The sequence below is a fragment of the Sphingopyxis sp. genome (genome assembly GCF_016704835.1).
Lineage (GTDB): Bacteria > Pseudomonadota > Alphaproteobacteria > Sphingomonadales > Sphingomonadaceae > Sphingopyxis.
In genome coordinates this window covers 699,847-719,281 of the sequence record NZ_JADIZJ010000001.1, presented here as the reverse complement: position 1 = coordinate 719,281, position 19,435 = coordinate 699,847, and the positions used below count along the sequence as shown (strand labels likewise).

Here is a 19,435-nt window from a genome sequence, read left to right as displayed (position 1 = left end):
CGCGCTTTTGGATTCAGCCTGCTCGTCGTCCTACCGATGCTTTCGGGTTGCACGTCGGTGATTCCCGATTCGGGCAACCGTCCGGCGACCACCGCACCTGCCCCGACGCGGCCCGGCGCTGCGCCGCGCCCTTATCAGCCTCGCCCCTCCGAAGGCGGCGGTATCGCTGCCAAGCCGATTCCCGCCACCCCCCGCCCGCCGTTGCCTGCACCTATCGTGTCAACCGACGCCGCGACCGCTACGACCAGTGGCGTCATCGCCGGTCCCGATTTTGCCAAGCTTGGCGTAGCCGCTGAACAAGCCGCTGCGGCACTTGCGGCCTTCCGCATCAGCTGTCCATCGATCCAGCGCCGCGCTGACGTCAGTGGCCTGACGCAGGGCGCCGACTGGACAGAAAGCTGCGACGCGGCGAAAAACTGGAATGACAGCGATGCTGCGGCCTTCTTCACCCGGTATTTCGGCACCGTGCAGATCGGCGCGGGCACAGCGTTTGTCACCGGCTATTACGAACCCGAAATCGCCGGGTCGCGCACGAAGCGGGCTGGGTATGACATCCCCATCTATCGCCGCCCTGCCGACCTGGTCGATGTCGATCTCGGCCAATTCTCCGACGAGCTAAAGGGCAAGAAGATCCGCGGCCGCGTCGAGGGTAGCAATCTGGTGCAATATTACGACCGCGCCACGATCGAAAGCGGCGCGCTCGAAGGCCGCGCTCTCGAAATCGCTTATGCTGCCGACGCCGCCGAGTTCTTCTTCCTGCAAGTGCAGGGGTCGGGGCGCCTGCGCCTGCCCGACGGCGGTATCATGCGGATCGGATATGATACCCAGAACGGCCGCGGCTATGTCGGCATCGGGAAGCTGCTGCTCGATCGCGGCGAGCTTCAGCGCGGGCAGGCGTCGATGCAGGGCATCCTCGATTATCTGCGCGCCGATCCAGTACGCGGCGCCGCGGTGATGAACGAGAACCCCAGCTGGGTGTTCTTCCGCGAAATCACCGGCCCCGGCCCGCTCGGTGCGCTTGGCGTCCCCGTCACCGGCCGCGCCAGCGTTGCCGCCGATCCCAATTTTGTGCCGCTCGGCGCCCCCGTCTTCCTCTCGCTCGACCGCGCTGAACCCAATGGGCTGTGGATCGCGCAGGACACCGGCGGCGCGATCAAGGGCGCCAACCGCTTCGACAGCTTCTGGGGCGCAGGGGACGAGGCGCGCGCGATCGCTGGCGGCATGGCGGCGCGCGGATCGGCGCTGATCTTGCTCCCGCGCGCCAGCATCGCGCGGCTGATCGCGGCAGGCTGACGCCGCGATGGCGCGGCGGCTCGATCCCGACGAAAACGCGCTGTGGAAAAAGGTCGCGGCGACGGTCAAGCCACTGGCGAAAGTGAAATCGCCGCTTGCTCCCACCGCGCCGCCGACGATCCGCCCGCCGCAACCGACCCCGCGCAGCACCGCGCCGCGCGCTGCTGCGCCATCGCGTCCCCCCACGCCCCTACCGCCGCCGCGCCGCACCCACAGCGCCGCGACGCTCGATGGCCATTGGGACCGGCGGTTGCGCAAGGGGCTGGTCCGCCCCGATCTCAGCATCGACCTGCACGGGCATAGCCTGATCTCGGCACAGGCGCTGCTCGACGACGCGATCGGCCGCGCGCTGATCCGCGGCGCGCGCGTGTTGCTCGTCGTCGCCGGGCGCCTTCGCCCGGGCGCCGACCGCCTGCCGCAGATGCACGGCGACCCTCGCCCGCGCGGCGCCATCCGCGCCTCGCTGCCCGACTGGCTCGCTTACTCGCCATATGCTGACCAGGTCGTCGCGCTGCGCCCGGCGCATATCAGCCACGGCGGCGCGGGCGCGGTTTATGTGATACTGCGCCGATCGCGCGAGGATTAGAGGAAGGCGCGCATCAATATCCCGCGATAGATCGCCGTCAGCTTGTGCAAATCCGCCACCGCCACCGCTTCATCGAGCTTGTGCATCGTCGCGTTGGTCAGCCCGAATTCGACCACCGGACACAGCGCGTGCAGGAAGCGCGCGTCCGATGTGCCGCCCGTCGTTGACATTTCGGCGGCCACATCGGTCTCGGCATGGATCGCCTCGGCAACCAGCCCCGACAAATCGCCCGGCGGGGTCAGAAACGCCTCGCCAGAGATCTTGCCCAGCACCTTGGCGGCGGGCTCGATGTCATGCGCGATGCTTTCGATCATCGCGACCAGATCGGCGCCCTTGTGCTGGTCGTTGAAGCGGATCGACAGCCGCGCGCGCGCCGACGCCGGGATCACGTTGGTCGCGCCATTGCCGACCTCGATGTCGGTGAATTCGATGTTCGACGGCTGGAACCAGTCGTTGCCGGTGTCGAGCACCACCGCGTCGATCGCCGCCAAAATCTTGACCAGCTTGGGGATCGGATTGTCGGCGAGGTGCGGATAGGCGACGTGGCCCTGCGTTCCCGGCACGTCGATCCAGATATTGACGGAGCCGCGGCGGCCGATCTTCACCATGTCGCCCAGCCGGTTTACCGAGGTCGGCTCGCCGACGACGATCATGTCGGGCACAACCCCGCGTCCCGCCATATGCTCCATCAGCGCGCGGGTGCCGAAGATCGCGGGGCCTTCCTCGTCACCGGTTATGATCAGGCTGATCGTCCCGGCATCGACCGAGGTCGCCGCTGCCGCCGCGACGAACGCCGCGATCGATCCCTTCATGTCGACGGCGCCGCGGCCATAGAGCAACTCGCCGCGGACTTCAGGCGCGAAGGCGTCGCCGGTCCAGCCGACGCCCGGCGGCACGACATCCAGATGTCCCGCAAAGCCGAAATGGACGGGGCCGCTGCCGTTGCGCACCGCGAGCAGATTCTCGACCGGGCCGTCGGGCTCGATCCCGTCGATAAAGCGCTCGACGGTAAAACCGAGCGGGATCAGCGCCGCCTCCAGCACATCGAACACTGCGCCCATGGCGGGGGTGACGCTCGGCGCGGCGATCAGCGCCTGGGCCAGTTCGACGGGATCTATCTCGCTTGTCATAGCCGCCCTTTATCCGTTCGTGTCGAGCGAAGTCGAGACACCATTCGTCATAACGCAGCACCGATGGACATCTCGACTTCGCTCGCAGCGGGCGGCAGAAGAAAGGGCAGGAGATATTTGCCATGCCCAAAATCGACCTCGACACCATCCCGCAAACCAACACCACCGGTTACCCGGCGCCCTATGATGCGCCCGTTCAGGGTCGCTGGTACCGCCGCCTCGCCCGCGTCACCGGCGTCAGCGATTTCGCCGCCAGCCATGTCGTTCTCAAACCTGGCGCCTGGTCGTCGCAGCGCCACTGGCACGACGGCGAGGACGAGATGCTGGTGATGATTGCGGGCGAGGCGGTGCTGATCGAGGACGACGGCCGCTGGCCGATGCGCCCCGGCGATATCGCGGTGTGGCCGAAGGGCAGCACCAACGGCCATCACTTGATCAACGAATCGGACACCGACTGCGTGTTCGTCGCACTCGGCGGCGGCAAGAAATACGACACCGGCGGCGGCTATTCGGACATCGACATGCTGTTCGGGCCGGATGGCTATTTCCACAAGGATGGCACGCCGTACCCGACATCGCGGATTCCATGAACGCCGCCGACTGGCTCGGTTTCGCGCTGGCGGTTCTGCTGATCGAATTGACCCCCGGTCCAAACATGGCGTGGCTGGCCGCGTTATCGATGGGCGATGGTCGGCGTGCCGGTCTGGCGGCGACGGCCGGGGTCGCGATCGGGTTGTTCGTCAACGCCTTGGCGGCAGCGTTAGGGATCGCGTTTCTCGTCGCCGCCAGCCCGATGCTTTGGCATTTGTTGCGCTGGGGCGGCGGCGCGTTTCTGCTGTGGCTGGCATGGGAAAGCTGGCGCGATGGCGGAGAGAATTCACCCGCGCGCGCCGCCGATGCGGAACGGGCACGACACCATTTCCTGTCCGGGCTGGTGATCAACCTGCTCAATCCAAAGGCGATGCTCTTCTATGTCGTCGTCATTCCGCGGTTCAACGGCGGGCAGATTCCCAGCTTCGGGCTTGCCTTCACGCTCGCATTGGTCAGCATTGCCATCGCCACGGCCGTCCACCTTGCCATCGTGCTGGCGGGCAGCAGGATCGGTAACTGGCTCGCCGATCCTGCGCGGACGCGGCTGATTCGACGCATTCTCGCGTTGATGATTGTCGCCGTGGCTATCTGGTTCGCGGCGACTGCAGCGCCACAAACCTAACCCTCAACCGGCCCCTCGAACTTCTCGATGATCCAGTCCTCGGCCTGCGCGCCGCCGATCCAGTCCTGCATGCACGGGTGGCTCACCACCGCCTGCATATAGGCCATCGCAAAGGGCGGCAGCGGAATCGAATAGGTGATGAAACGGGTGACCACCGGCGCGAACATCATGTCGGCCGCCGACCAGTCGCTGAACAGATAATCGCCCTCGCCGCCGAACCGCGCCCGCGCTTCGGCCCAGATCTGCAAGATGCGGACGACATCGGCCTGCACTTCGGGCAGCAGCGGCGCGGCGGGATAGATGCGGCGGATGTTCATGCTGTGGTTGCGGCGCAACGCGGCAAAGCTTGAATGCATTTCGGCCGCCATCGATCGCGCCATCGCTCGCGCCGCCATATCTTCAGGCCAGTATCCGCGCGTGCCGCCGGTCTTTTCGTTGAGGTAATCGATGATCGCCAGGCTGTCCCACACGACGATGTCGTCTCCGTCCCACAGGATGGGCACCTTGCCGCCCGAAGGCGCGAACTCGTCGCCCTCGCGGCGCTGGTTCCATTCCTCGTCATAGAGCGGAACAGTGACTTCCTCGAAGGGCAGGCCGCTATGCTTGGCGGCAAGCCACCCGCGCAGGCTCCAGCTGGAATAGGCCTTGTTGCCGATGAATAGTTTCATGGGGTCTCCCTAACCCCTCTCCCCTTGGAGGAGAGGGTTGTGCAGGCTTGGCAACTTGCTGCCTAGCCGAAGCTGGGCGAAGGGTGTCAACCTTTGCGGCCATACCCCTCACAAAGTTCCCGTAGCGGACAAATCCGCAACCTCCACTATCGTCTCCCCCAAGGGGGAGGCTCACGCCTAAACCTCTACCGCCTCCAGCACCGCGGTTCGCAGCTCGGCGATCCCCAGCCCCTTTTCGGACGATGTCACAATCACCTCTGGGTGCGCGGCGGCGTGTTGGCGGGCTTCGGCCTGGGTTGCGGCGTGGACCGCGGCCAGTTCGCTTGCCTTGATCTTGTCGGCCTTGGTCAGCACGATGCGATAGCTGACCGCGGCGACATCGAGCATTTCGAGAAATTCGCGGTCGACCTCCTTCACCCCGTGACGGCTGTCGATCAGCACCAGCGTGCGTTTCAGTACCGCGCGGCCGCGCAGATAATCGTTGATCAGATAGCGCCACTTCTTGACGACATCCTTCGGTGCCTTGGCAAAGCCGTACCCCGGCATATCGACCAGACGAAAAATCAGCGGCTCGCCGACGTCGAAATAGTTGAGCTCCTGCGTCCGCCCCGGCGTCACCGAGGTGCGCGCGAGGCTGTTGCGGTTGGTGAGCGCGTTGAGCAGCGACGATTTGCCGACGTTGGAGCGGCCCGCAAAGGCGATCTCGGGCATGCTCGGCGGCGGCAGATGTTCGAGCGCCGGCGCCGATTTCAGGAACGTGATCGGTCCAGAAAACAGCTTGCGTGCGCGCTCGGCGCGTTCCGGGTCGGCGCCCGGCTCGAAGTCCTGACTATCGCTCACGTCGTCGCCTGCGCCCTCAGCGCCGGGAATTTGCGGTACATCCACTGCTGCTGCGCAATCGACAGCAGGTTGTTGGTGATCCAGTAGAGCAGCAGGCCGGCCGCAAACGGCGCCATGATGAACATGAACAGCCATGGCATGATCTTGAACACCTGCTGCTGCACGGGGTCGGTCGCCTGCGGGTTGAGACGGAACTGCAGGAACATCGTGATGCCCAAGATCACCGCGAGGATGCCGATCGACAGGATCGACGGCGGGGTAAAGGGCAGCAGGCCGAACAGGTTCAGGATGTGCAGCGGGTCGGGCGCCGACAAATCCTTGATCCACAGGATGAACGGCTGGTGCCGCATTTCGATCGCCAGCATCAGCACCTTGTACAGCGCGTAAAAGATAGGGATCTGGATGACGATCGGCAGACAGCCCGCCAGCGGATTGATCTTCTCGTCCTTATAGAGCTTCATCAGCTCCTGCTGCATCTTTGGCTTGTCGTCCTTGAAGCGCTCCTGCAGCGCCTTCATCTTCGGTTGGACCAGGCGCATCTGCGCCATCGATCCGAACTGGCGCTGCGCGATCGGGAACATCAGCCCGCGGATGATCAGGGTCAGAGCCATGATCGCGACGCCGAAATTGCCGACCTGGAGGAACAGCCAGTGAAGCAGCTTGAAGATCGGCACCGCGAAAAATTCGAACCAACCCCAATCGATCGCGTTCGACAAGCGGGTGATGCCCAGTTTGTCCTGATAGTTTTCCAGGATCTCGACTTCCTTGGCACCGGCAAAGATGCGGCTTGTCGTCGTGACCTGTTGGCCCGGGGCGACCTGCGCAAAGTCGCGCGCAAACAGCGTCTGGTAACTATTGGCGCTCGGCGAGCTGATCGCCGCGGTCACGCGTTCGCCCTTGGCCGGGATGATCGCCGCGAGCCAATATTTGTCGGTAAAGCCCAGCCAGCCCGCCGAATTGTAGCGCACGGCGCGGTTGGGCGCGTCCTCGACATCGTCATAATCGACATCGAATACCGACTTGCCGTCCAGATAGCCCGTCGGGCCGATGTGAATGGTCCAGCTGCTCTGTTCGTGCGGATCGGTGGGTTTGCCAAGACGGTCGATCAGTGCAAAGCTGCTCGCACTGACCGGCGCGGCACTGGTGTTGGCGATCGTTTGCTTCGCGGTGATCAGATAATGGGTGTCTATGCTGTACTCGATCCGGAAGGTCTGGCCGGCGCCATTGGCCCAGCTCAGCGTCACCGGGGTGGTGGGGGTCAGCGCGCCGCCGTTCGCGGTCCACAGCGTTTTCGGTCCCGGGACCTCGATCCCCTGAGCTGACCAGCCGAGGCTAGCGAAATAGGCGGCCTTGGTTCCGCCCGGCGCGAACAATCGTACCGGCGGCGAATCCTTCTCGATCGTTTGCTTGTAATTGTTCAGTGTGATGTCGTCGATGCGGGCGCCGACCAGGTTGATCGATCCCGTCAGCGCCGGGGTTTCGATCTGCACGCGGTTGCCCTCGGCCAGCGCGGCCGCGACCGGGCGGATCGCTTGCGCGGTCGCTGGGGCCGTGGGCGTGCCCGCCGTCGGCAGCGCGCTCGGCTGGCCCTGCGCCGCCGGGGTGGTGGAGGTGCCGGTGTTGCCGGCGACGGTCTTGGTCACGTCGGGCTTGGCGGGGGTAGGGAAGAACTGCGCCGAGACGAAGTTCCAGCCCAGCAGGATGGCCACCGACAACAATATTGCCGCGATCAGGTTACGCTTGTCGTCCACGCTGTTGGGTCTCTCTTCGTCTCAAAATGTTGGGGGAGGATGCTTCGGTGGGAACCTAAGGCACCGGGTCGTGGCCGTGGCCCCCCCAAGGATGGCAGCGCAATAGCCGCTTTGTCGCGAGCCAGCCACCCTTGATCGCACCATGGCGTTTTAGCGCGATGATCGCATATTCGCTGCACGACGGAGCAAAGCGGCAAGTCGGCGGCAGGATGCGCGACGGCCCGATCTGCCAGCCGCGCGCGATCAGGATGAGCAGGCGGGCGATCATGCCGAACGCCCGGAAAACTGCGCAACTTCACACGCGATTACCCCAATTTCGTCACCCCGGACTTGATCCGGGGCCGATACGGCGCCGGCGGCAATAGACCCCGGATCAAGTCCGGGGTGGCGAGCGAGGGGAAGGGCGATGGTCATGTCGCCTTCGCGGCCAATTTCTTTGCCGCGCGCTGCAACGCCGAATCGAGCTGTTCGCCCAGCTCTGCAAAGACGATGTCATTGCCGCCGGGCCGCCCGATCAGCACATGGTCGGCGCCCGCTACGCCCGATTCGGGCAGCGCCGCGCGGCACAGTTCGCGCAGCCGGCGTTTCATCCGGTTGCGGGTGACGGCATTGCCGACCTTCTTGCTGACGGTGTAGCCGATGCCCATCGCGTCATCGGCATCGCCGCGCTGGCGGACGAGCAGGACAAAGCCGGGCATGGGAAAGCGAAGGCCGCGGTTAGCGGCCAGAAATTCGCTACGTTTTGAAAGCGTTCGCACCAGTTTTACTGGCGCAGAAGCGTCAGCGGTCAGGCCGACAGCTTCTTGCGGCCCTGGGCACGGCGGTTGGCGAGAATCTTGCGACCGCCGACCGTCGCCTTGCGGGCGCGGAAACCGTGGCGACGGGCGCGCACGAGGTTGCTCGGTTGAAAGGTACGCTTCATCGCGGTTGTCCCTAAATCTCTTGCAAGGCTCTAACAGAAAAGGGCCGCCAAACGTGGGCGGCCACTGATGGAGGCGCGGATAAGCGAGAGTCGGCGCAAAGTCAATTGCCCCCGCGCTTTTTCGCCAGTCAATTGGCATCGCGGCGGTTTTCCAGCGCTTCGCCGTCGGCAGCGATCAGCGCGTCGCGCGCGCGCCGCCGCGCCGCGCTGGTCCGCCGCATGACGCGGTCGGTCCACCCGGCATAGCGCGGATGCCGCCGTTTGAACCGAACATAGATCCGCTTCGCCCACGCGCTGTTCTGGAGGCACAGCATCAGCCCGACGGGAAACAGGATCAGGAAGCCTGGGCCGGGCAGCACCCCGACGATCGGCGCGAGCACCATCAGCAGCACGCCGAGGGCAAACAGCGTTAGCCGGACCTGCGCGGTCGAGCGCAATCGCTGGTAAAGGCTGCGTTTCACCATCACGGGCGATGTGGGGGCGGCGTTTCGCAGGCGCAAGCCTGCGCCGCGGCCAGCGGTCAGTGCAGCGTGATGAAACGCGCCATATCTTCGCGGGTCAGATAGCGCACTTCGTCGAACGGGGTGCTGTTGGTCAGCGCGTAAAAGGCGCGCGCGTGGGCGTCGTCCATTCCCATCTCGCGGTAATAGCCGATATATTCGGCGTGCACCGGGTCGCTGGCGGCATAATCATTGGCCTCGCGCCCCGTGTCATCGGCCCAGCTATGGACGCCGAATTCGGCATCCGCAGCGGCACGGCGGGTGCTGCCGGCGAGCCACAGCTCGACCGCACCGGACCGCACCGAACCGCCACTTGGGACGACGGTTTCCATCCCCGCGCGGCGAATCGCGCGCGCCAGAATCAGGTTGGCTTCTTCGTCGAGGCTGCCGGGGCAGTCGACCATTTCGAGCCGTTTGAGCCCTGGAAATGCCGCCAGCATCGCCGCGAACTGGCGCGGGGTTGCCGAGTTGACGTCGCCAGCCATGCGCACGGTGCCCGCATCGACCACCGCAAAGGGACCGAACTGCGCCTGAGCCCGGCCCAGCGTCGCCAGCGTCGCGCTCGGGGCATAACGTCGCGTCGCTGCCAGATCAGCATCGTCGCCAAGCGCGTCCTCGTCGAGCAACGCGCCATCTTCGTCGAAGGCCGCGCCGTCGTCATCGCCGGCGACCTCATCCCAGGTCCAGCTGACCGTCGTGGTGACGGTTAGGCCCTGCTGCGCCTGCGCCGGCGCGAACGCCAGTACCGCCGCGCAAAGCGCGACGAACAGGCTGCGGACGAGAGCGATCGACGACATCATGCCCCCGCTTTCGCGCAGGCGCGGCTACCAAGGCGTCAAGCGGCACGGTCACCGCGCCATTAACCCCGTTTTGGTACGTCTAATCTTGCTCACACAGCGCGACCAGCTGGTCGGCGCACGCACCCCAGCCGTCTGCAAAGCCCATCTCGCTATGGCGCCGTGCCGCATCCTCGTCCCAGTGGCGCGCAGTTGCGGTATAGCGGGTGCCGCCCGCTTCGACGGTGATCTCCCAGCACCCGATCATGAATGGGCCGGCCGGCATATACTGCCCGTCGGCGCCGACCACAAAGGCGTCGGTCGAGACAAAGCGGACCCCGGGGGTCACTTCCAGAAAAATCCCCTCGTGCGGATGCTCCTCGCCGTCGGGCCCGTGCATGACGACGCTGGTCCGCCCGCCGGCGTGCCATTCCTGCACCAGAAATTCGGCGCGCCATGGCAGCGGGCACCACCATTCGGTCTGTCGCTCGGTCAGGATTTGCCACACTTTTTCGGGCGGCGCAGCGATGTGGCGGGTGATGGACAGCGCCCATCCATTGTCGGCAGTTGCGGTCATGTCGGTCTCCTTGGAACAATCAGTCGCGGTCGGGGGCGCCGCCGGGGAAATAGTGGCGATAGGCGCGGCCACCGTCGACCGCGCGTGCGACCGAGGGGCGGGCGAGCAGCCGCGCGCGATAGGCGCGAAGATTCGCGCAATCCGCCGGAATTTCATGCACCCAGTCGGCATAGAACAGCGACGGTGCGGCGGCGCAGTCGGCCAGCGTGAACCCGTCAGGCGTTGCCCAGCCGCCGCCCGCCAATTGCGTGTCGAGCCAGTCATAGATCGTATCGAGCGCCGCCCGCGCCTTGTCGACGATCATTGGCGCATGCCCCGCGGGTCCGCGAATACGGTCGTTCACGATGTCCTGCACCACCGCCATCACATGAAGGTCAAAGACGCGGTCCATCTGCCGCACCCGCAATGCGGCATCAGGGTCTGCGGGAATCAGCCGCGGTTCGGGCTGCACGCGGTCGAGATATTCGATGATGATCGACGTTTCGAACAACGTCCGCTCGCCATCGACGAGCAGCGGAAATTTGCCCACCGGCCAAAGCGCGTACAATTGCTGGCTATGCTCGGGAAATTCGGGGTCGACGTTGCGATAGTCGAAATCGATGCCCTTTTCGTCCAGCGCGATCTGCGCCTTCCAGCTGTAGGATGAAAAGGGGTGGGCATAAAGGATCAGCATCGGTCAGCCTTTTCGAGTCAGCCAGGCGAGCGGCCAGCCGACAAAAAATATATGCGGAAAGAGCGCGATCGCGCCCTTGGCGAGATCGACTGGCGGAAAGGGCGATCCAAAGCGCAGCGGCAGCACGATGCCGTTCATGATCACATAGAGCAGCAGGCCGTAGAGCGTGCCGGTGAGCCACCACGGCCATGTCGACAGCGCGCTCCAGCGCCGCGCGACGAAGAACCAGGCCGCGACCATCGCCCCCATGATCGCATAATGCGTTGCCAGCCCCGCGATATCGCCGCCGATGCCCCACCCGCGCGCGACGTCGCCGAACGGCCCGCTCGCGACCGCATGGAGCATCGAGGAGATGGTGCCGCCCTGCATGACGCTCGCCACCGCCGCATAGGCGATGTCGAGCGTGCCGCAGAGCAGCCAAGCGAAGCGCGCGGCACTACGCCGCGCCAACTGCTTCGCCCCGCACCGCCGCTTCGATCGCCGCGGCGTCGATCTTGTGCATCGTCATCATCGCCTCGAACGCGCGCTTGCGCACCCCCGCATCGGGGTTCGCCATCGCATCGGTCAGCACGCGCGGGGTGATCTGCCAGTTGAGACCCCATCTATCCTTGCACCAGCCGCACGCGCTTTCCTTGCCGCCGTTGCCGACGATCGCGTCCCAGTAACGGTCGGTTTCCTCCTGCGTGTCGGTATGGACCTGGAAGGAAAAGGCTTCGCTCTGCGGAAAGATCGGCCCGCCGTTCAGGCCGATACAGGACGTACCGAGCACGCTGAACTCGACCGTCAGCGCGTCGCCCTCCTTGCCGCCCGGAAAATCGCTCGGCGCATGATAGATGGCGCCGACATTGCTGTCGGGAAAGGTCGCGGCATAGAATTTTGCGGCCTCTTCGGCGTCCTTGTCGAACCACAGGCACAGGCTGACGGGGTTTTTATTGGCGGTCATTTCGTCTCTCCTTTCACCGGGCATCCGATCGACCATTGGTGGCCGAAGGGATCCTTTATCTGACCATAGCGATCCCCCCAGAACATGTTGTCGAGCGGCATGACGACGGTCGCGCCGGCGGCCACTGCGCGGTCGAACCAGGTGTCGGCATCGTCGACCTGCAGGTGCAGCGTCACGCCATCGGGTTTCCCCGACGGCTCGCTGACATATTCGGGAAACTCGTCGTGCATCGTCAGCGACGCGCCGTTGATCGTCAGGTGCGCGTGCATCAGCCGCACCCCATCGTCGGCGGGTATCCGCATGTTTTCGGTCGCGCCGAACGCCTTGATATAGAAATCGATCGCCTCGCTCGCGCGCTTGTCGGCGATCGCGATATGCGGGGTCAGTCCCGTCGACGGGCCCTGCTTTGACTGTCCTGCCATATCCTTCTCCCTTTCCGTCACCCGGCGAAGGCCGGGGTCTCAATCTCGCGTGCCGCCGATCCGTCGAGATCCCGGCCTTCGCCGGGATCTCGAATTGGGGTGGCGGCTTAAGCCTTCCGCGGCCCAACGAACCCGACCGCCGCACCCTGCGGGTCGACCGCGTTCATTGCGAACTCGCCGCCCGGAATTTCCATCGGTTCGTTGGTGATCGTGCCGCCGTTGGCGGCCACTGCGGCGTGGGCGCGGTCGATGTCGTCGACACCGATGTAATAGGACCACATCGATCCCGGCATGCCGGGCATAAGCGGCATGACCGCGCCGATCCCGGCGTCGCCGCGCTGGATGAACCGGTATGCGCCCATTTCGCCCATATCCATCTCGCCCGCCTGTCCCCAGCCGAAATGCCTGGTGTAGAAAGCGATCGCCGCGTCGGGGTCCGATGTCGCCAGCTCGTTCCAGCGCACGCGCTGCGGCGCGGTCATCGAAAAGGCATCGCTTGCCCCCTCCGGCGCGCCCTCGGGCGGGATTGGGTCCATGATATAGAAGGGGGCGCCCTGCGGGTCGGTGACCATCGCGATGCGCCCGACCGGCAGGTCGGTCGCGGGCATCTGCACCGCACCGCCATCGGCTTTGATCGCATCGATCGCGGCATCGACGTCATCCACCTCAAGATAACCGATCCAGATCGGCTTTGCGCCACCGGTGAGCATGTCGGCATTCAGCGCCAACACTCCGCCCGCGTTGCCGCCGTCACTGCGCGCGATCATACGATAATCCATGCCCCCTGCCGCGGGGTCGGCGTGGCTGGCAATCGTCCAGCCGACCACCGCACCATAAAAGGCGGCGGCTCCGGCGGGATCGGGGGTCATCAGTTCGTACCAGATGAAATTGGCTGGCTTGGTCATCGTCTTTCTCCTCTCGATCATCCCTGTCGTGTAGCGATGGGGAGGTGGCAGCGCGAAGCGCTGACGCAGCGGCTTTGGCGCTACTGTCGCGGCCCCTCCACTGCTCGCCTGCGGCGAACGGTCCCCTCCCCATGGCTTCGCACTGGGAGGATTAGTTCAGGCCTCCACGATCGGGGCAAAGCCGCCATAGATCATGCGCTTGCCATCAAAGGTCTGATCGTTCGGATCATGCTGCATCCGCTCGTCGGCCATCACTTTATTCCAGCCCGCAACGCGCGCTTCCTTGCTCGGCCATTCGACCCAGCTGAACACGACGGTTTCGCCGTCCTGCTTGTGCGCGGCGCGGGCATAATCGGTGACCTTGCCGTCGGGAACATCGTCGCCCCACGCCTCGACGACGCGCGTCGCGCCATGATCGCGGAACACCTCAGACGCCTTTTCGGCCATCGCGCGATAGGCGTCCTTGTTGGCGTCGGGGACCGGCACCAGAAAACCGTCGAGATAGCCCATCGCGCCGTCGGCGCGGTCATCGACGATCGCATCGAACCCGGCATAGATCATCCGCGTTCCGTCGAATGGCATGGTGCTGCCCATCGCCTCCATGCGCGGGTCGCTCATCATCTTTTTAGCCGCGGCATCGCGCGTCGTCTTGTCGGGATATTCAAACCAGCTGAACACGACGGTCTCTTCGGGCTTCGCCTGGACCGCGCCCTTGAAGTCGTTGACCTTGCCGTCGGGGACATCGTCGCCCCACGCCTCGACCATGCGGCTCACGCCAAATTCCTTGAACAGCGGCGCCGCATCGGCGGCATGTTTGCGATACGCTTCCTTGTTGGCGGTCGGTACTGCGACCACAAATCCTTCTACATAAGTCATCGTTTCTCTCCTTCGGGGGCAGGATGGTTTCAGGCGGGTGGACCCGCTTCTTCGTTGAATGCGGCAAGCTGCGCCGACAGCGCGCGCTGGAACCCGGGACGCGCCAGACAGCGGTCAAGATAGGCCTGCAGTCGCGGCTGCTCGGCGATCAATCCCGCTTCGACCGCTTCGCGCAGCACGGTCGCCATGGCGATGTCGGCGACGGAAAATTCGCCGGTCAGATAATCTTTGTTGCCGATCGCGTCGTTCAGCCGGCCCAGCCGGCCCTGAATGAATTCGATCAGGCCGGGACGGCGCAGCTGCGCCCATTCCTCGTCCTTCGCGAATATATCGACATTGCCCAGCTCGAACAACATCGGCTCGACGCTGTTATAGGCGGCGAACAGCCACGCCAGCGTGTTGGCGCGCGCCTGCGCGTCGCGGGGCATCAGGCGCGTGTCCTTTTCGGCGAGGTACAGCAGGATCGCGCCGCTTTCGAACAGGCGGATGCCGCCGTCGTTGAGCACCGGCACCTGACCCCAGGGCTGGAACAGGAAATGGTCGGCGGGGCGGTTGATCGCGCTGATCAGATGTTCGGCATAATCGAGCCCGATTTCCTCGCACGCCCAGCGCGGGCGTAGGTCGCGGACATAGCCGCGCGCAAAATCGGGTACCCAGTCGAACGCGGTCACTTCGATGCTGGCGTTGGGATTGACGGGCATTATCTTCTCCTTTCGATCGGACGGCAGCAATCACGCATCTCGCGGCGCATTGCTCGCGTAGGCGGCAAGCTGGGCCTTGAGTGCCCGTTCGAACGCGGGCCGCTTTGTGCCGCGTTCGACATAGGCAGTCAGGTTGGGATGGGCGGCCAGCATCTGCGCCGGCACGGCGCGCAGAACGTCGATCATGACCAGGTCGCCGACGGTGAAGGCCCCGCCCAGCCATTTGCGATCCCCGAGTGCGCGCGCGAGTTGCGCCAGCCGCTTTTCGGCGAACGGTCGGGCAGCGTCCATTGCGGCACCCTGCCAATCCTGCTCCGCGCCGGCGACGCTCAGCACGATCAGCGTCTGTAGTGTCGGCTCGACGCTGTTCAGCGCGGCGATCATCCAGCTGATCGCCTGCCCGCGGCGGGTCGCGTCGCGCGGCAACAGGCGTTCGTCCTGCTCGCCGATGTGGAGCAGGATGGCGCCCGATTCGAACAGGGTAAGCCCGTCTTCCTTGTACACGGGAACCTGCCCGAACGGCTGGTCCGCCAGATATTCGGAGGGCTTTTCCTCGAAAATGCCGCCGATCAGATGCTCGCGATAGGGGCGGCCGATCTCTTCCAGCGCCCAGCGCACACGCAGATCCTTGATGCGGCCTTCGACGAAGGGCGGCACCCATTGATAAGCGGTGACTTCGATCGTCGCGTGGGAATCGACGGGCATGATCTACGTCCTCTTCCCTTTGATGAAGGCGACGATCGCCATCGCGTGGCCGTGGCCAAGGTCGAAATCGGCCTTCAGCCAGTCGATCACCGCACCGGGCTTGACCCCGGGGGCGAGGCCGTTGGCATGGGCCAGGCCCTTGTCGATCGCCAGCGCTTTAAGGTCGTCAGCCGACTTGCCGGTCTTCGCCTCGACATTGTCCAGATAGGCTTGGAAACTCATCATCTGTCTCCCGTCGGGAGGGGAACGGCGACCGGTGCAAGGGTGGCCGTCCGTTTCCCTCTGCTGCTCGGTCAGGCGGCCGCCTCGGCGGGCTCACCGGCGGGGATCGCGGCGGGATCCATCCACATCACTTCCCAGATATGGCCATCGGGATCCTCGAAGCTGCGGCCGTACATAAAGTCGCCATATTCCTGCGTCGGTGTCGGGTCGGCCTTGCCGCCAGCGGCGCTCGCCTTGGCGACCTGCGCGTCGACATCGGCGCGGCTGTCGGCGGATACGCAGAGCAGAACCTGCGCCGTGGTATGCGCGTCGGGGATCGCCTTGGACGTGAAGGTCGCCCATTTTTCATGCGTCAGCAGCATGACGTGGATCGACCCTTCGGCGACGACCATGCACGCGGCGGTATCGTCGGTGAAGGCGGGGTTGTTGACCGCGCCGACCGCTTCATAAAAGGCCTGCGACCGTGCAAGGTCGGTCACCGGCAGGTTCACGAAAATCATCTGGGGCATCGTTTCTCTCCTTTGGGGGATAGTTTGGGGTAAGTCAGCGCAGGGACGCCAGGTGGGCAATTACCCGCTGCGTCATTGCGCACCTCGCGGTTCAAACAACATGCGGACATAACGCTTCAGATGGGTGACGCTTTCCCGCGCAATCGCCGGATCGTTCGTCGTTTTGGCCAGGATGAAGCTGCCCTGCAGCACCGCCTGTATATGCTGCGCCAGACCGAGCGGGGTGACAGCTTGGGGGGCGCCGTAACGCGCCATCGTCGCCTCGATATCGGGGGTCAGCGCCTCGCAATAGGCGTTGATGCTGGCCTCGCACGCGGCGCGGATCGCATCGCTCGTCGCAAAGGCCTCCTGCACCATTGTGCCGACGAAGCAGGTGAACTCCTCGACCGGGCCGTCGAGCATCGCAAAGCGGAAATCGATATGGCCGATCAGCCGGGCCAGCGGGTCGTCCAATTGGGTGTGCGGCGGCATTTCGAACATCGGCCGCGCGCGCTCGGTCCACGCCTCGGCGGCGGCAACCGCGAGCGCTTCCTTCGACGCGAAATGGTGGAAAAAGGCGCCTTTGGTCACCCCCGCTGCAGCGCAAATCTGGTCGACTGTCGTCGCCGCATAGCCTTGGCGCCGCACCGTCGTGTGGGCCGCCGCAATCAACGCCGCGCGCGCACTGCCGCGCGGCGCGCGGACCCCGGCGATGCCGGCTCCGACGCCGATAGCGTGACCGGCGGAGGACTCGGGGTCGGAAGAGGGCTGATGCGGGTTCATGCCGAATGACATACCGACCAGTTGGTATGTTGTCAAACTTCGAAGTGCCGCCACGCCGCATGCCACTTTCGTCCACTTGCGCACCGGCCCCGATCTCGCGGGGGCCGCGGACGTCGGGCCCATTCATATCGCCGCGGCGCTAAGCTCCCGGCGGCAGGCGCCGCGGAACTGATGTTACGCTTTGAAGCCGACATCATCGAATGGCGCGGCCTGCCGCCCTATCCAGCCGCCCTATCTATTCGCCGCGGTGCCCGATCATCTGGTCGGTGACGTCCATTATGCCGCACGCGAAGCGAGCTATGGTTGGGGCATGGTGCCGGTGACGGCGCAGATCGGGCAAACCGAATTCACCACCTCGCTGTTCCGCCGCGGTGACACCGATGTCCTGCAGATGAAGGTCCCCGTTCAGCGCGCCGAGGGGTTAGGGCTCGGCGATCGGATCGCCGTCACGATGCAGATAAGCGGCGTTAGTCGCCGCTGAGTTCGCTGCCCAGCTTCAGCACTTCGCGGCCGTCGATCATTTCGATCAGATAGGCGGGATTGGTGGCGGATCCATTGCGGACAATCCGCGCGCCCTTGATGATGCGCTCGGCGCGCGTTTCGAAGCGTTCGGCAATGCGGCCATGCGCTTCGCCGCGGCCCCAGGTCCAGCGGACGTGGGAGTCGATTTCGAACTGGTGCGCGGCCATGCGATCCCGGCGCGTGGCGAAGTCAGATACCAAGCGCCGACTTGTTCTCGACGACTTCCAGCGGCGGCGGAGCTTTGGTTGCGCCCGCACCGTGGCGACGATGCGCCAGCTTGCCGTCGATCTTGCCGCCATTTTCGATCGTGATGTTCTCGTATACGACATCGCCGGTGATCCGCGCGGTGGCGTGGACGATCAGCGTCTTGGCCTCGATCGAGCCATCGACCAGTCCGGCGATCTTTGCAGTCTCGGCAACGACAGCGCCTTTGATCTCGCTCGCCTCGCCCTGGACCAGATTGGCGCACTTTAAATCGCCGTCGATTTTGCCATCGACGTGCAGATCGACGCTGGCGGCGACATTGCCGGTGACGACGACGTCCGATCCCAGGATCGAAAAGGTCGTGTGACGCGCGCCGGTCGCCATCTTAGCGGGCACCGTGGGCAGCGATGGCACCGACTCGTTGGCTTGCGTCGTCTTTGACTTCGAGAACATCGGCTTTGGCCTCCAGGAAGCGGCGCGGATTGACCGCGACGCCGTTTAGACGGACTTCAAAATGCAGGTGGCTGCCGGTCGAACGCCCGGTCGAGCCCATTTTGGCGATTTGCTGACCGGCGGCGACCTGCGCCCCGACCTTCGACGTAAAGCCCGACAAGTGGGCATAGCGGGTTAAAATACCCTGACCATGATCGACTTCGACGACGTTGCCATAGCCGGACTTCTGGCCGACGAAGCTGATGCGTCCAGGGGCGGCGGCGAGGATCGGTGTACCAATCGGGCCGCGAAAATCGAGCCCGGCGTGCATCGCGCCGGCGCCGGTAAACGGATCGCTGCGATAGCCAAAGCCCGACGACATCATCAACACGTCGGCCGGATTGCCCGACGGGACGGCGACAAGGGTGCGTTCGAGCACTTCCATCCGGAACAATGCGCCTTCGAGCGCGGCGAAGGACGGACCGAGCGCCTTGGCTTTGCCCAGGCGGCCCTTGTAAGGAATGAAGGGACCACCGCGGCCGGCTGCCGCGCCGCGGACGATCGCCGTGGGGTTGAGCCCAAGCTTGGCAACGGCTTCTTCGGCATTGGCGGCGCGGATATTGACCGCGGTGAGCAGGCGACTGGCAAAGCGTTCCTGCCGGGCCTCGAGGCGGGCGAGCGTCTGTGCTTCGGGGGGCAGGTTGGGGTCAATCGCGCTGGTCTTGAGCGGCTCGGCGGCGGCCGGTGCATCGGTCGCTGCCGGTGCGGGCTGGGCCGCCATCGCTTCGGTGTCGATGCCGAAATGGGTTTCGGCGACGCCTTCGAGCAGCGCCTGCCGTTCTTCGAGATCGGCAGCGGTTTCGGCGACATTGTCGCGATATTTGGCGATCCGCGCTTCCGAAGCGGCAGCGGCGGCCTGTTGCTGCGCGACCGCGGCGCGCTCGCCCGAGCTGAGCAGTTGGTTGACGAGCACGGCTAGCGTCGCGCCCGCCCAAGCGAGCAGGACGACAGCGGCAATTAGCGCAACGCGCTTTTGCCAGACGGCGCTGATCCGCACGAATCGAACATGACCATGCGTGCGGATGAAGATTTCATGGTCCTGAAACAGCGCAGTAAAGCGCTGGCGCCAATGGCGCAGGCCCGTGGATTTCGATGACAAGTGGCGACCCCATCTTGTTTGTTATAAGGAGCCCTCCGCCCCGATTGATGGGCGCCTTAACAGGCCGTTTGCGGCGGCGCGAATCTTTGCAGGGCGACTCGCGCCGAGTCGAACTCAACCTGCGGTGAACGGTGCCAAAGGGCG

General features: G+C 64.9%; 29 protein-coding genes and 1 pseudogene. 5 read left to right on the top strand and 25 right to left on the bottom strand.

The window, feature by feature from the left end; all coding sequences use genetic code 11:
• Window positions 1-36 precede the first annotated feature (36 nt).
• Window positions 37-1,293, top strand: a complete 1,257-nt coding sequence (locus IPF76_RS03595; protein WP_293841902.1) for an MltA domain-containing protein — start codon at window positions 37-39, stop codon at window positions 1,291-1,293.
• Window positions 1,294-1,300: 7 nt separating this feature from the next.
• Window positions 1,301-1,879 carry a Smr/MutS family protein gene (locus tag IPF76_RS03590; RefSeq protein WP_293839743.1) on the top strand — a complete coding sequence of 193 codons (579 nt, stop codon included), beginning with the start codon at window positions 1,301-1,303 and terminating at the stop codon, window positions 1,877-1,879.
• On the opposite strand, the gene dapE is transcribed toward IPF76_RS03590, so the two are convergent.
• Window positions 1,876-3,009: a succinyl-diaminopimelate desuccinylase gene (dapE, locus tag IPF76_RS03585; RefSeq protein ID WP_293839740.1), complete on the bottom strand. Its 1,134-nt coding sequence runs from the start codon at window positions 3,007-3,009 to the stop codon at window positions 1,876-1,878. The genes IPF76_RS03590 and dapE overlap by 4 nt on opposite strands.
• A 122-nt stretch (window positions 3,010-3,131) precedes the next feature.
• Here dapE and IPF76_RS03580 point away from each other — a divergent pair, with 122 nt between their 5' ends.
• Together IPF76_RS03580 and IPF76_RS03575 are read left to right on the top strand one after the other, a co-directional pair.
• Window positions 3,132-3,599, top strand: a complete 468-nt coding sequence (locus tag IPF76_RS03580; protein WP_293839737.1) for a cupin domain-containing protein — start codon at window positions 3,132-3,134, stop codon at window positions 3,597-3,599.
• Complete coding sequence (locus IPF76_RS03575; RefSeq protein WP_293839734.1) at window positions 3,596-4,222, top strand: LysE family translocator; 627 nt, start codon at window positions 3,596-3,598, stop codon at window positions 4,220-4,222. The genes IPF76_RS03580 and IPF76_RS03575 overlap by 4 nt, the downstream gene beginning before the upstream one ends.
• Here IPF76_RS03575 and IPF76_RS03570 read toward each other — a convergent pair.
• The 21 genes and pseudogenes from IPF76_RS03570 to IPF76_RS03470 all read right to left on the bottom strand — a co-directional run bounded on the left by IPF76_RS03570 (window position 4,219) and on the right by IPF76_RS03470 (window position 16,974).
• On the bottom strand, window positions 4,219-4,890 hold the full coding sequence (locus IPF76_RS03570; protein WP_293839732.1) for a glutathione S-transferase family protein: 672 nt from the start codon (window positions 4,888-4,890) through the stop codon (window positions 4,219-4,221). The genes IPF76_RS03575 and IPF76_RS03570 overlap by 4 nt on opposite strands.
• Before the next feature lie 177 nt (window positions 4,891-5,067).
• A complete protein-coding gene (gene yihA / locus IPF76_RS03565) occupies window positions 5,068-5,730 on the bottom strand; it encodes a ribosome biogenesis GTP-binding protein YihA/YsxC (RefSeq protein ID WP_293839729.1) in 663 nt (220 codons plus the stop codon).
• A complete protein-coding gene (gene yidC / locus IPF76_RS03560) occupies window positions 5,727-7,481 on the bottom strand; it encodes a membrane protein insertase YidC (protein ID WP_293839726.1) in 1,755 nt (584 codons plus the stop codon). The genes yihA and yidC overlap by 4 nt, the downstream gene beginning before the upstream one ends.
• A 55-nt stretch (window positions 7,482-7,536) precedes the next feature.
• Window positions 7,537-7,749, bottom strand: coding sequence for a membrane protein insertion efficiency factor YidD (gene yidD, locus IPF76_RS03555; RefSeq protein WP_293839724.1), 213 nt, complete (start codon window positions 7,747-7,749; stop codon window positions 7,537-7,539).
• 142 nt (window positions 7,750-7,891) lie between these two features.
• On the bottom strand, window positions 7,892-8,239 hold the full coding sequence (rnpA, locus tag IPF76_RS03550; RefSeq protein WP_293839721.1) for a ribonuclease P protein component: 348 nt from the start codon (window positions 8,237-8,239) through the stop codon (window positions 7,892-7,894).
• Window positions 8,240-8,268: 29 nt separating this feature from the next.
• Window positions 8,269-8,403, bottom strand: a complete 135-nt coding sequence (rpmH, locus tag IPF76_RS03545) for a 50S ribosomal protein L34 (RefSeq protein ID WP_039570342.1) — start codon at window positions 8,401-8,403, stop codon at window positions 8,269-8,271.
• A gap of 128 nt (window positions 8,404-8,531) precedes the next feature.
• Complete coding sequence (locus IPF76_RS03540) at window positions 8,532-8,867, bottom strand: hypothetical protein (RefSeq protein ID WP_293839718.1); 336 nt, start codon at window positions 8,865-8,867, stop codon at window positions 8,532-8,534.
• Between the two features lie 56 nt (window positions 8,868-8,923).
• Window positions 8,924-9,703: an alpha/beta hydrolase gene (locus IPF76_RS03535; RefSeq protein ID WP_293839715.1), complete on the bottom strand. Its 780-nt coding sequence runs from the start codon at window positions 9,701-9,703 to the stop codon at window positions 8,924-8,926.
• A 79-nt stretch (window positions 9,704-9,782) separates the two neighbouring features.
• Window positions 9,783-10,256 (bottom strand): SRPBCC domain-containing protein, encoded by a 474-nt coding sequence (locus IPF76_RS03530; protein WP_293839712.1) that lies wholly within the window; start codon window positions 10,254-10,256, stop codon window positions 9,783-9,785.
• A 19-nt stretch (window positions 10,257-10,275) separates the two neighbouring features.
• Window positions 10,276-10,929: a glutathione S-transferase family protein gene (locus IPF76_RS03525; protein ID WP_293839709.1), complete on the bottom strand. Its 654-nt coding sequence runs from the start codon at window positions 10,927-10,929 to the stop codon at window positions 10,276-10,278.
• A 3-nt stretch (window positions 10,930-10,932) separates the two neighbouring features.
• Window positions 10,933-11,379, bottom strand: coding sequence for a hypothetical protein (locus IPF76_RS03520; RefSeq protein WP_293839707.1), 447 nt, complete (start codon window positions 11,377-11,379; stop codon window positions 10,933-10,935).
• Window positions 11,366-11,872, bottom strand: coding sequence for a VOC family protein (locus tag IPF76_RS03515; protein WP_293839704.1), 507 nt, complete (start codon window positions 11,870-11,872; stop codon window positions 11,366-11,368). Before IPF76_RS03515 ends, IPF76_RS03520 begins: the two co-directional genes overlap by 14 nt.
• The gene (locus tag IPF76_RS03510) at window positions 11,869-12,294 is read right to left on the bottom strand and encodes a VOC family protein (protein WP_293839701.1); all 426 of its coding nucleotides are present in this window, start codon (window positions 12,292-12,294) and stop codon (window positions 11,869-11,871) included. The genes IPF76_RS03515 and IPF76_RS03510 overlap by 4 nt, the downstream gene beginning before the upstream one ends.
• 107 nt (window positions 12,295-12,401) lie before the next feature.
• Entirely contained in the window at window positions 12,402-13,199 is a 798-nt protein-coding gene (locus tag IPF76_RS03505) for a VOC family protein (RefSeq protein ID WP_293839698.1), read from the bottom strand.
• Between the two features lie 156 nt (window positions 13,200-13,355).
• Window positions 13,356-13,709 carry a DUF1428 domain-containing protein gene (locus IPF76_RS03500; protein ID WP_293841899.1) on the bottom strand — a complete coding sequence of 118 codons (354 nt, stop codon included), beginning with the start codon at window positions 13,707-13,709 and terminating at the stop codon, window positions 13,356-13,358.
• Window positions 13,710-13,742: 33 nt separating this feature from the next.
• Window positions 13,743-14,075 (bottom strand): annotated as a pseudogene (locus tag IPF76_RS03495) (DUF1428 domain-containing protein); the annotation flags it as partial.
• A gap of 29 nt (window positions 14,076-14,104) precedes the next feature.
• Window positions 14,105-14,776, bottom strand: a complete 672-nt coding sequence (locus IPF76_RS03490; protein WP_293839696.1) for a glutathione S-transferase family protein — start codon at window positions 14,774-14,776, stop codon at window positions 14,105-14,107.
• Window positions 14,777-14,806: 30 nt separating this feature from the next.
• Window positions 14,807-15,481 (bottom strand): glutathione S-transferase family protein, encoded by a 675-nt coding sequence (locus tag IPF76_RS03485; protein ID WP_293839693.1) that lies wholly within the window; start codon window positions 15,479-15,481, stop codon window positions 14,807-14,809.
• A 3-nt stretch (window positions 15,482-15,484) separates the two neighbouring features.
• Window positions 15,485-15,706 (bottom strand): DUF4287 domain-containing protein, encoded by a 222-nt coding sequence (locus IPF76_RS03480; protein WP_293839690.1) that lies wholly within the window; start codon window positions 15,704-15,706, stop codon window positions 15,485-15,487.
• Window positions 15,707-15,774: 68 nt separating this feature from the next.
• Window positions 15,775-16,212, bottom strand: coding sequence for a VOC family protein (locus IPF76_RS03475; RefSeq protein ID WP_293839687.1), 438 nt, complete (start codon window positions 16,210-16,212; stop codon window positions 15,775-15,777).
• Window positions 16,213-16,284: 72 nt separating this feature from the next.
• Window positions 16,285-16,974 carry a TetR/AcrR family transcriptional regulator gene (locus tag IPF76_RS03470; RefSeq protein ID WP_293839684.1) on the bottom strand — a complete coding sequence of 230 codons (690 nt, stop codon included), beginning with the start codon at window positions 16,972-16,974 and terminating at the stop codon, window positions 16,285-16,287.
• A gap of 181 nt (window positions 16,975-17,155) precedes the next feature.
• Here IPF76_RS03470 and IPF76_RS03465 point away from each other — a divergent pair, with 181 nt between their 5' ends.
• Window positions 17,156-17,455: a DUF1905 domain-containing protein gene (locus IPF76_RS03465; protein WP_293839682.1), complete on the top strand. Its 300-nt coding sequence runs from the start codon at window positions 17,156-17,158 to the stop codon at window positions 17,453-17,455.
• On the opposite strand, the gene IPF76_RS03460 is transcribed toward IPF76_RS03465, so the two are convergent.
• From IPF76_RS03460 to IPF76_RS03450, 3 genes are read right to left on the bottom strand one after another with little or no spacing between them, the layout of a single operon-like run.
• On the bottom strand, window positions 17,442-17,663 hold the full coding sequence (locus IPF76_RS03460) for a DUF2945 domain-containing protein (protein ID WP_293839679.1): 222 nt from the start codon (window positions 17,661-17,663) through the stop codon (window positions 17,442-17,444). The two genes, IPF76_RS03465 and IPF76_RS03460, sit on opposite strands and share 14 nt — an antisense overlap.
• A gap of 22 nt (window positions 17,664-17,685) precedes the next feature.
• A complete protein-coding gene (locus IPF76_RS03455; protein ID WP_293841896.1) occupies window positions 17,686-18,084 on the bottom strand; it encodes a polymer-forming cytoskeletal protein in 399 nt (132 codons plus the stop codon).
• Window position 18,085: 1 nt separating this feature from the next.
• Entirely contained in the window at window positions 18,086-19,291 is a 1,206-nt protein-coding gene (locus tag IPF76_RS03450) for a M23 family metallopeptidase (protein ID WP_293839676.1), read from the bottom strand.
• Window positions 19,292-19,435: the final 144 nt, after the last annotated feature.

Bases quoted from the DNA above. Each gene is read 5' to 3' on its own strand.
- IPF76_RS03595 (WP_293841902.1), top strand. From the start codon at position 37: ATGCTTTCGGGTTGCACGTCGGTGATTCCCGATTCGGGCAACCGTCCG.
- IPF76_RS03590 (WP_293839743.1), top strand. From the start codon at position 1,301: ATGGCGCGGCGGCTCGATCCCGACGAAAACGCGCTGTGGAAAAAGGTC.
- dapE (WP_293839740.1), bottom strand. From the start codon at position 3,009: ATGACAAGCGAGATAGATCCCGTCGAACTGGCCCAGGCGCTGATCGCC.
- IPF76_RS03580 (WP_293839737.1), top strand. From the start codon at position 3,132: ATGCCCAAAATCGACCTCGACACCATCCCGCAAACCAACACCACCGGT.
- IPF76_RS03575 (WP_293839734.1), top strand. From the start codon at position 3,596: ATGAACGCCGCCGACTGGCTCGGTTTCGCGCTGGCGGTTCTGCTGATC.
- IPF76_RS03570 (WP_293839732.1), bottom strand. From the start codon at position 4,890: ATGAAACTATTCATCGGCAACAAGGCCTATTCCAGCTGGAGCCTGCGC.
- yidD (WP_293839724.1), bottom strand. From the start codon at position 7,749: ATGATCGCCCGCCTGCTCATCCTGATCGCGCGCGGCTGGCAGATCGGG.
- rpmH (WP_039570342.1), bottom strand. From the start codon at position 8,403: ATGAAGCGTACCTTTCAACCGAGCAACCTCGTGCGCGCCCGTCGCCAC.
- IPF76_RS03540 (WP_293839718.1), bottom strand. From the start codon at position 8,867: ATGGTGAAACGCAGCCTTTACCAGCGATTGCGCTCGACCGCGCAGGTC.
- IPF76_RS03535 (WP_293839715.1), bottom strand. From the start codon at position 9,703: ATGATGTCGTCGATCGCTCTCGTCCGCAGCCTGTTCGTCGCGCTTTGC.
- IPF76_RS03530 (WP_293839712.1), bottom strand. From the start codon at position 10,256: ATGACCGCAACTGCCGACAATGGATGGGCGCTGTCCATCACCCGCCAC.
- IPF76_RS03525 (WP_293839709.1), bottom strand. From the start codon at position 10,929: ATGCTGATCCTTTATGCCCACCCCTTTTCATCCTACAGCTGGAAGGCG.
- IPF76_RS03515 (WP_293839704.1), bottom strand. From the start codon at position 11,872: ATGACCGCCAATAAAAACCCCGTCAGCCTGTGCCTGTGGTTCGACAAG.
- IPF76_RS03510 (WP_293839701.1), bottom strand. From the start codon at position 12,294: ATGGCAGGACAGTCAAAGCAGGGCCCGTCGACGGGACTGACCCCGCAT.
- IPF76_RS03505 (WP_293839698.1), bottom strand. From the start codon at position 13,199: ATGACCAAGCCAGCCAATTTCATCTGGTACGAACTGATGACCCCCGAT.
- IPF76_RS03500 (WP_293841899.1), bottom strand. From the start codon at position 13,709: ATGGGCTATCTCGACGGTTTTCTGGTGCCGGTCCCCGACGCCAACAAG.
- IPF76_RS03490 (WP_293839696.1), bottom strand. From the start codon at position 14,776: ATGCCCGTCAATCCCAACGCCAGCATCGAAGTGACCGCGTTCGACTGG.
- IPF76_RS03485 (WP_293839693.1), bottom strand. From the start codon at position 15,481: ATGCCCGTCGATTCCCACGCGACGATCGAAGTCACCGCTTATCAATGG.
- IPF76_RS03480 (WP_293839690.1), bottom strand. From the start codon at position 15,706: ATGATGAGTTTCCAAGCCTATCTGGACAATGTCGAGGCGAAGACCGGC.
- IPF76_RS03475 (WP_293839687.1), bottom strand. From the start codon at position 16,212: ATGCCCCAGATGATTTTCGTGAACCTGCCGGTGACCGACCTTGCACGG.
- IPF76_RS03470 (WP_293839684.1), bottom strand. From the start codon at position 16,974: ATGAACCCGCATCAGCCCTCTTCCGACCCCGAGTCCTCCGCCGGTCAC.
- IPF76_RS03460 (WP_293839679.1), bottom strand. From the start codon at position 17,663: ATGGCCGCGCACCAGTTCGAAATCGACTCCCACGTCCGCTGGACCTGG.
- IPF76_RS03455 (WP_293841896.1), bottom strand. From the start codon at position 18,084: ATGGCGACCGGCGCGCGTCACACGACCTTTTCGATCCTGGGATCGGAC.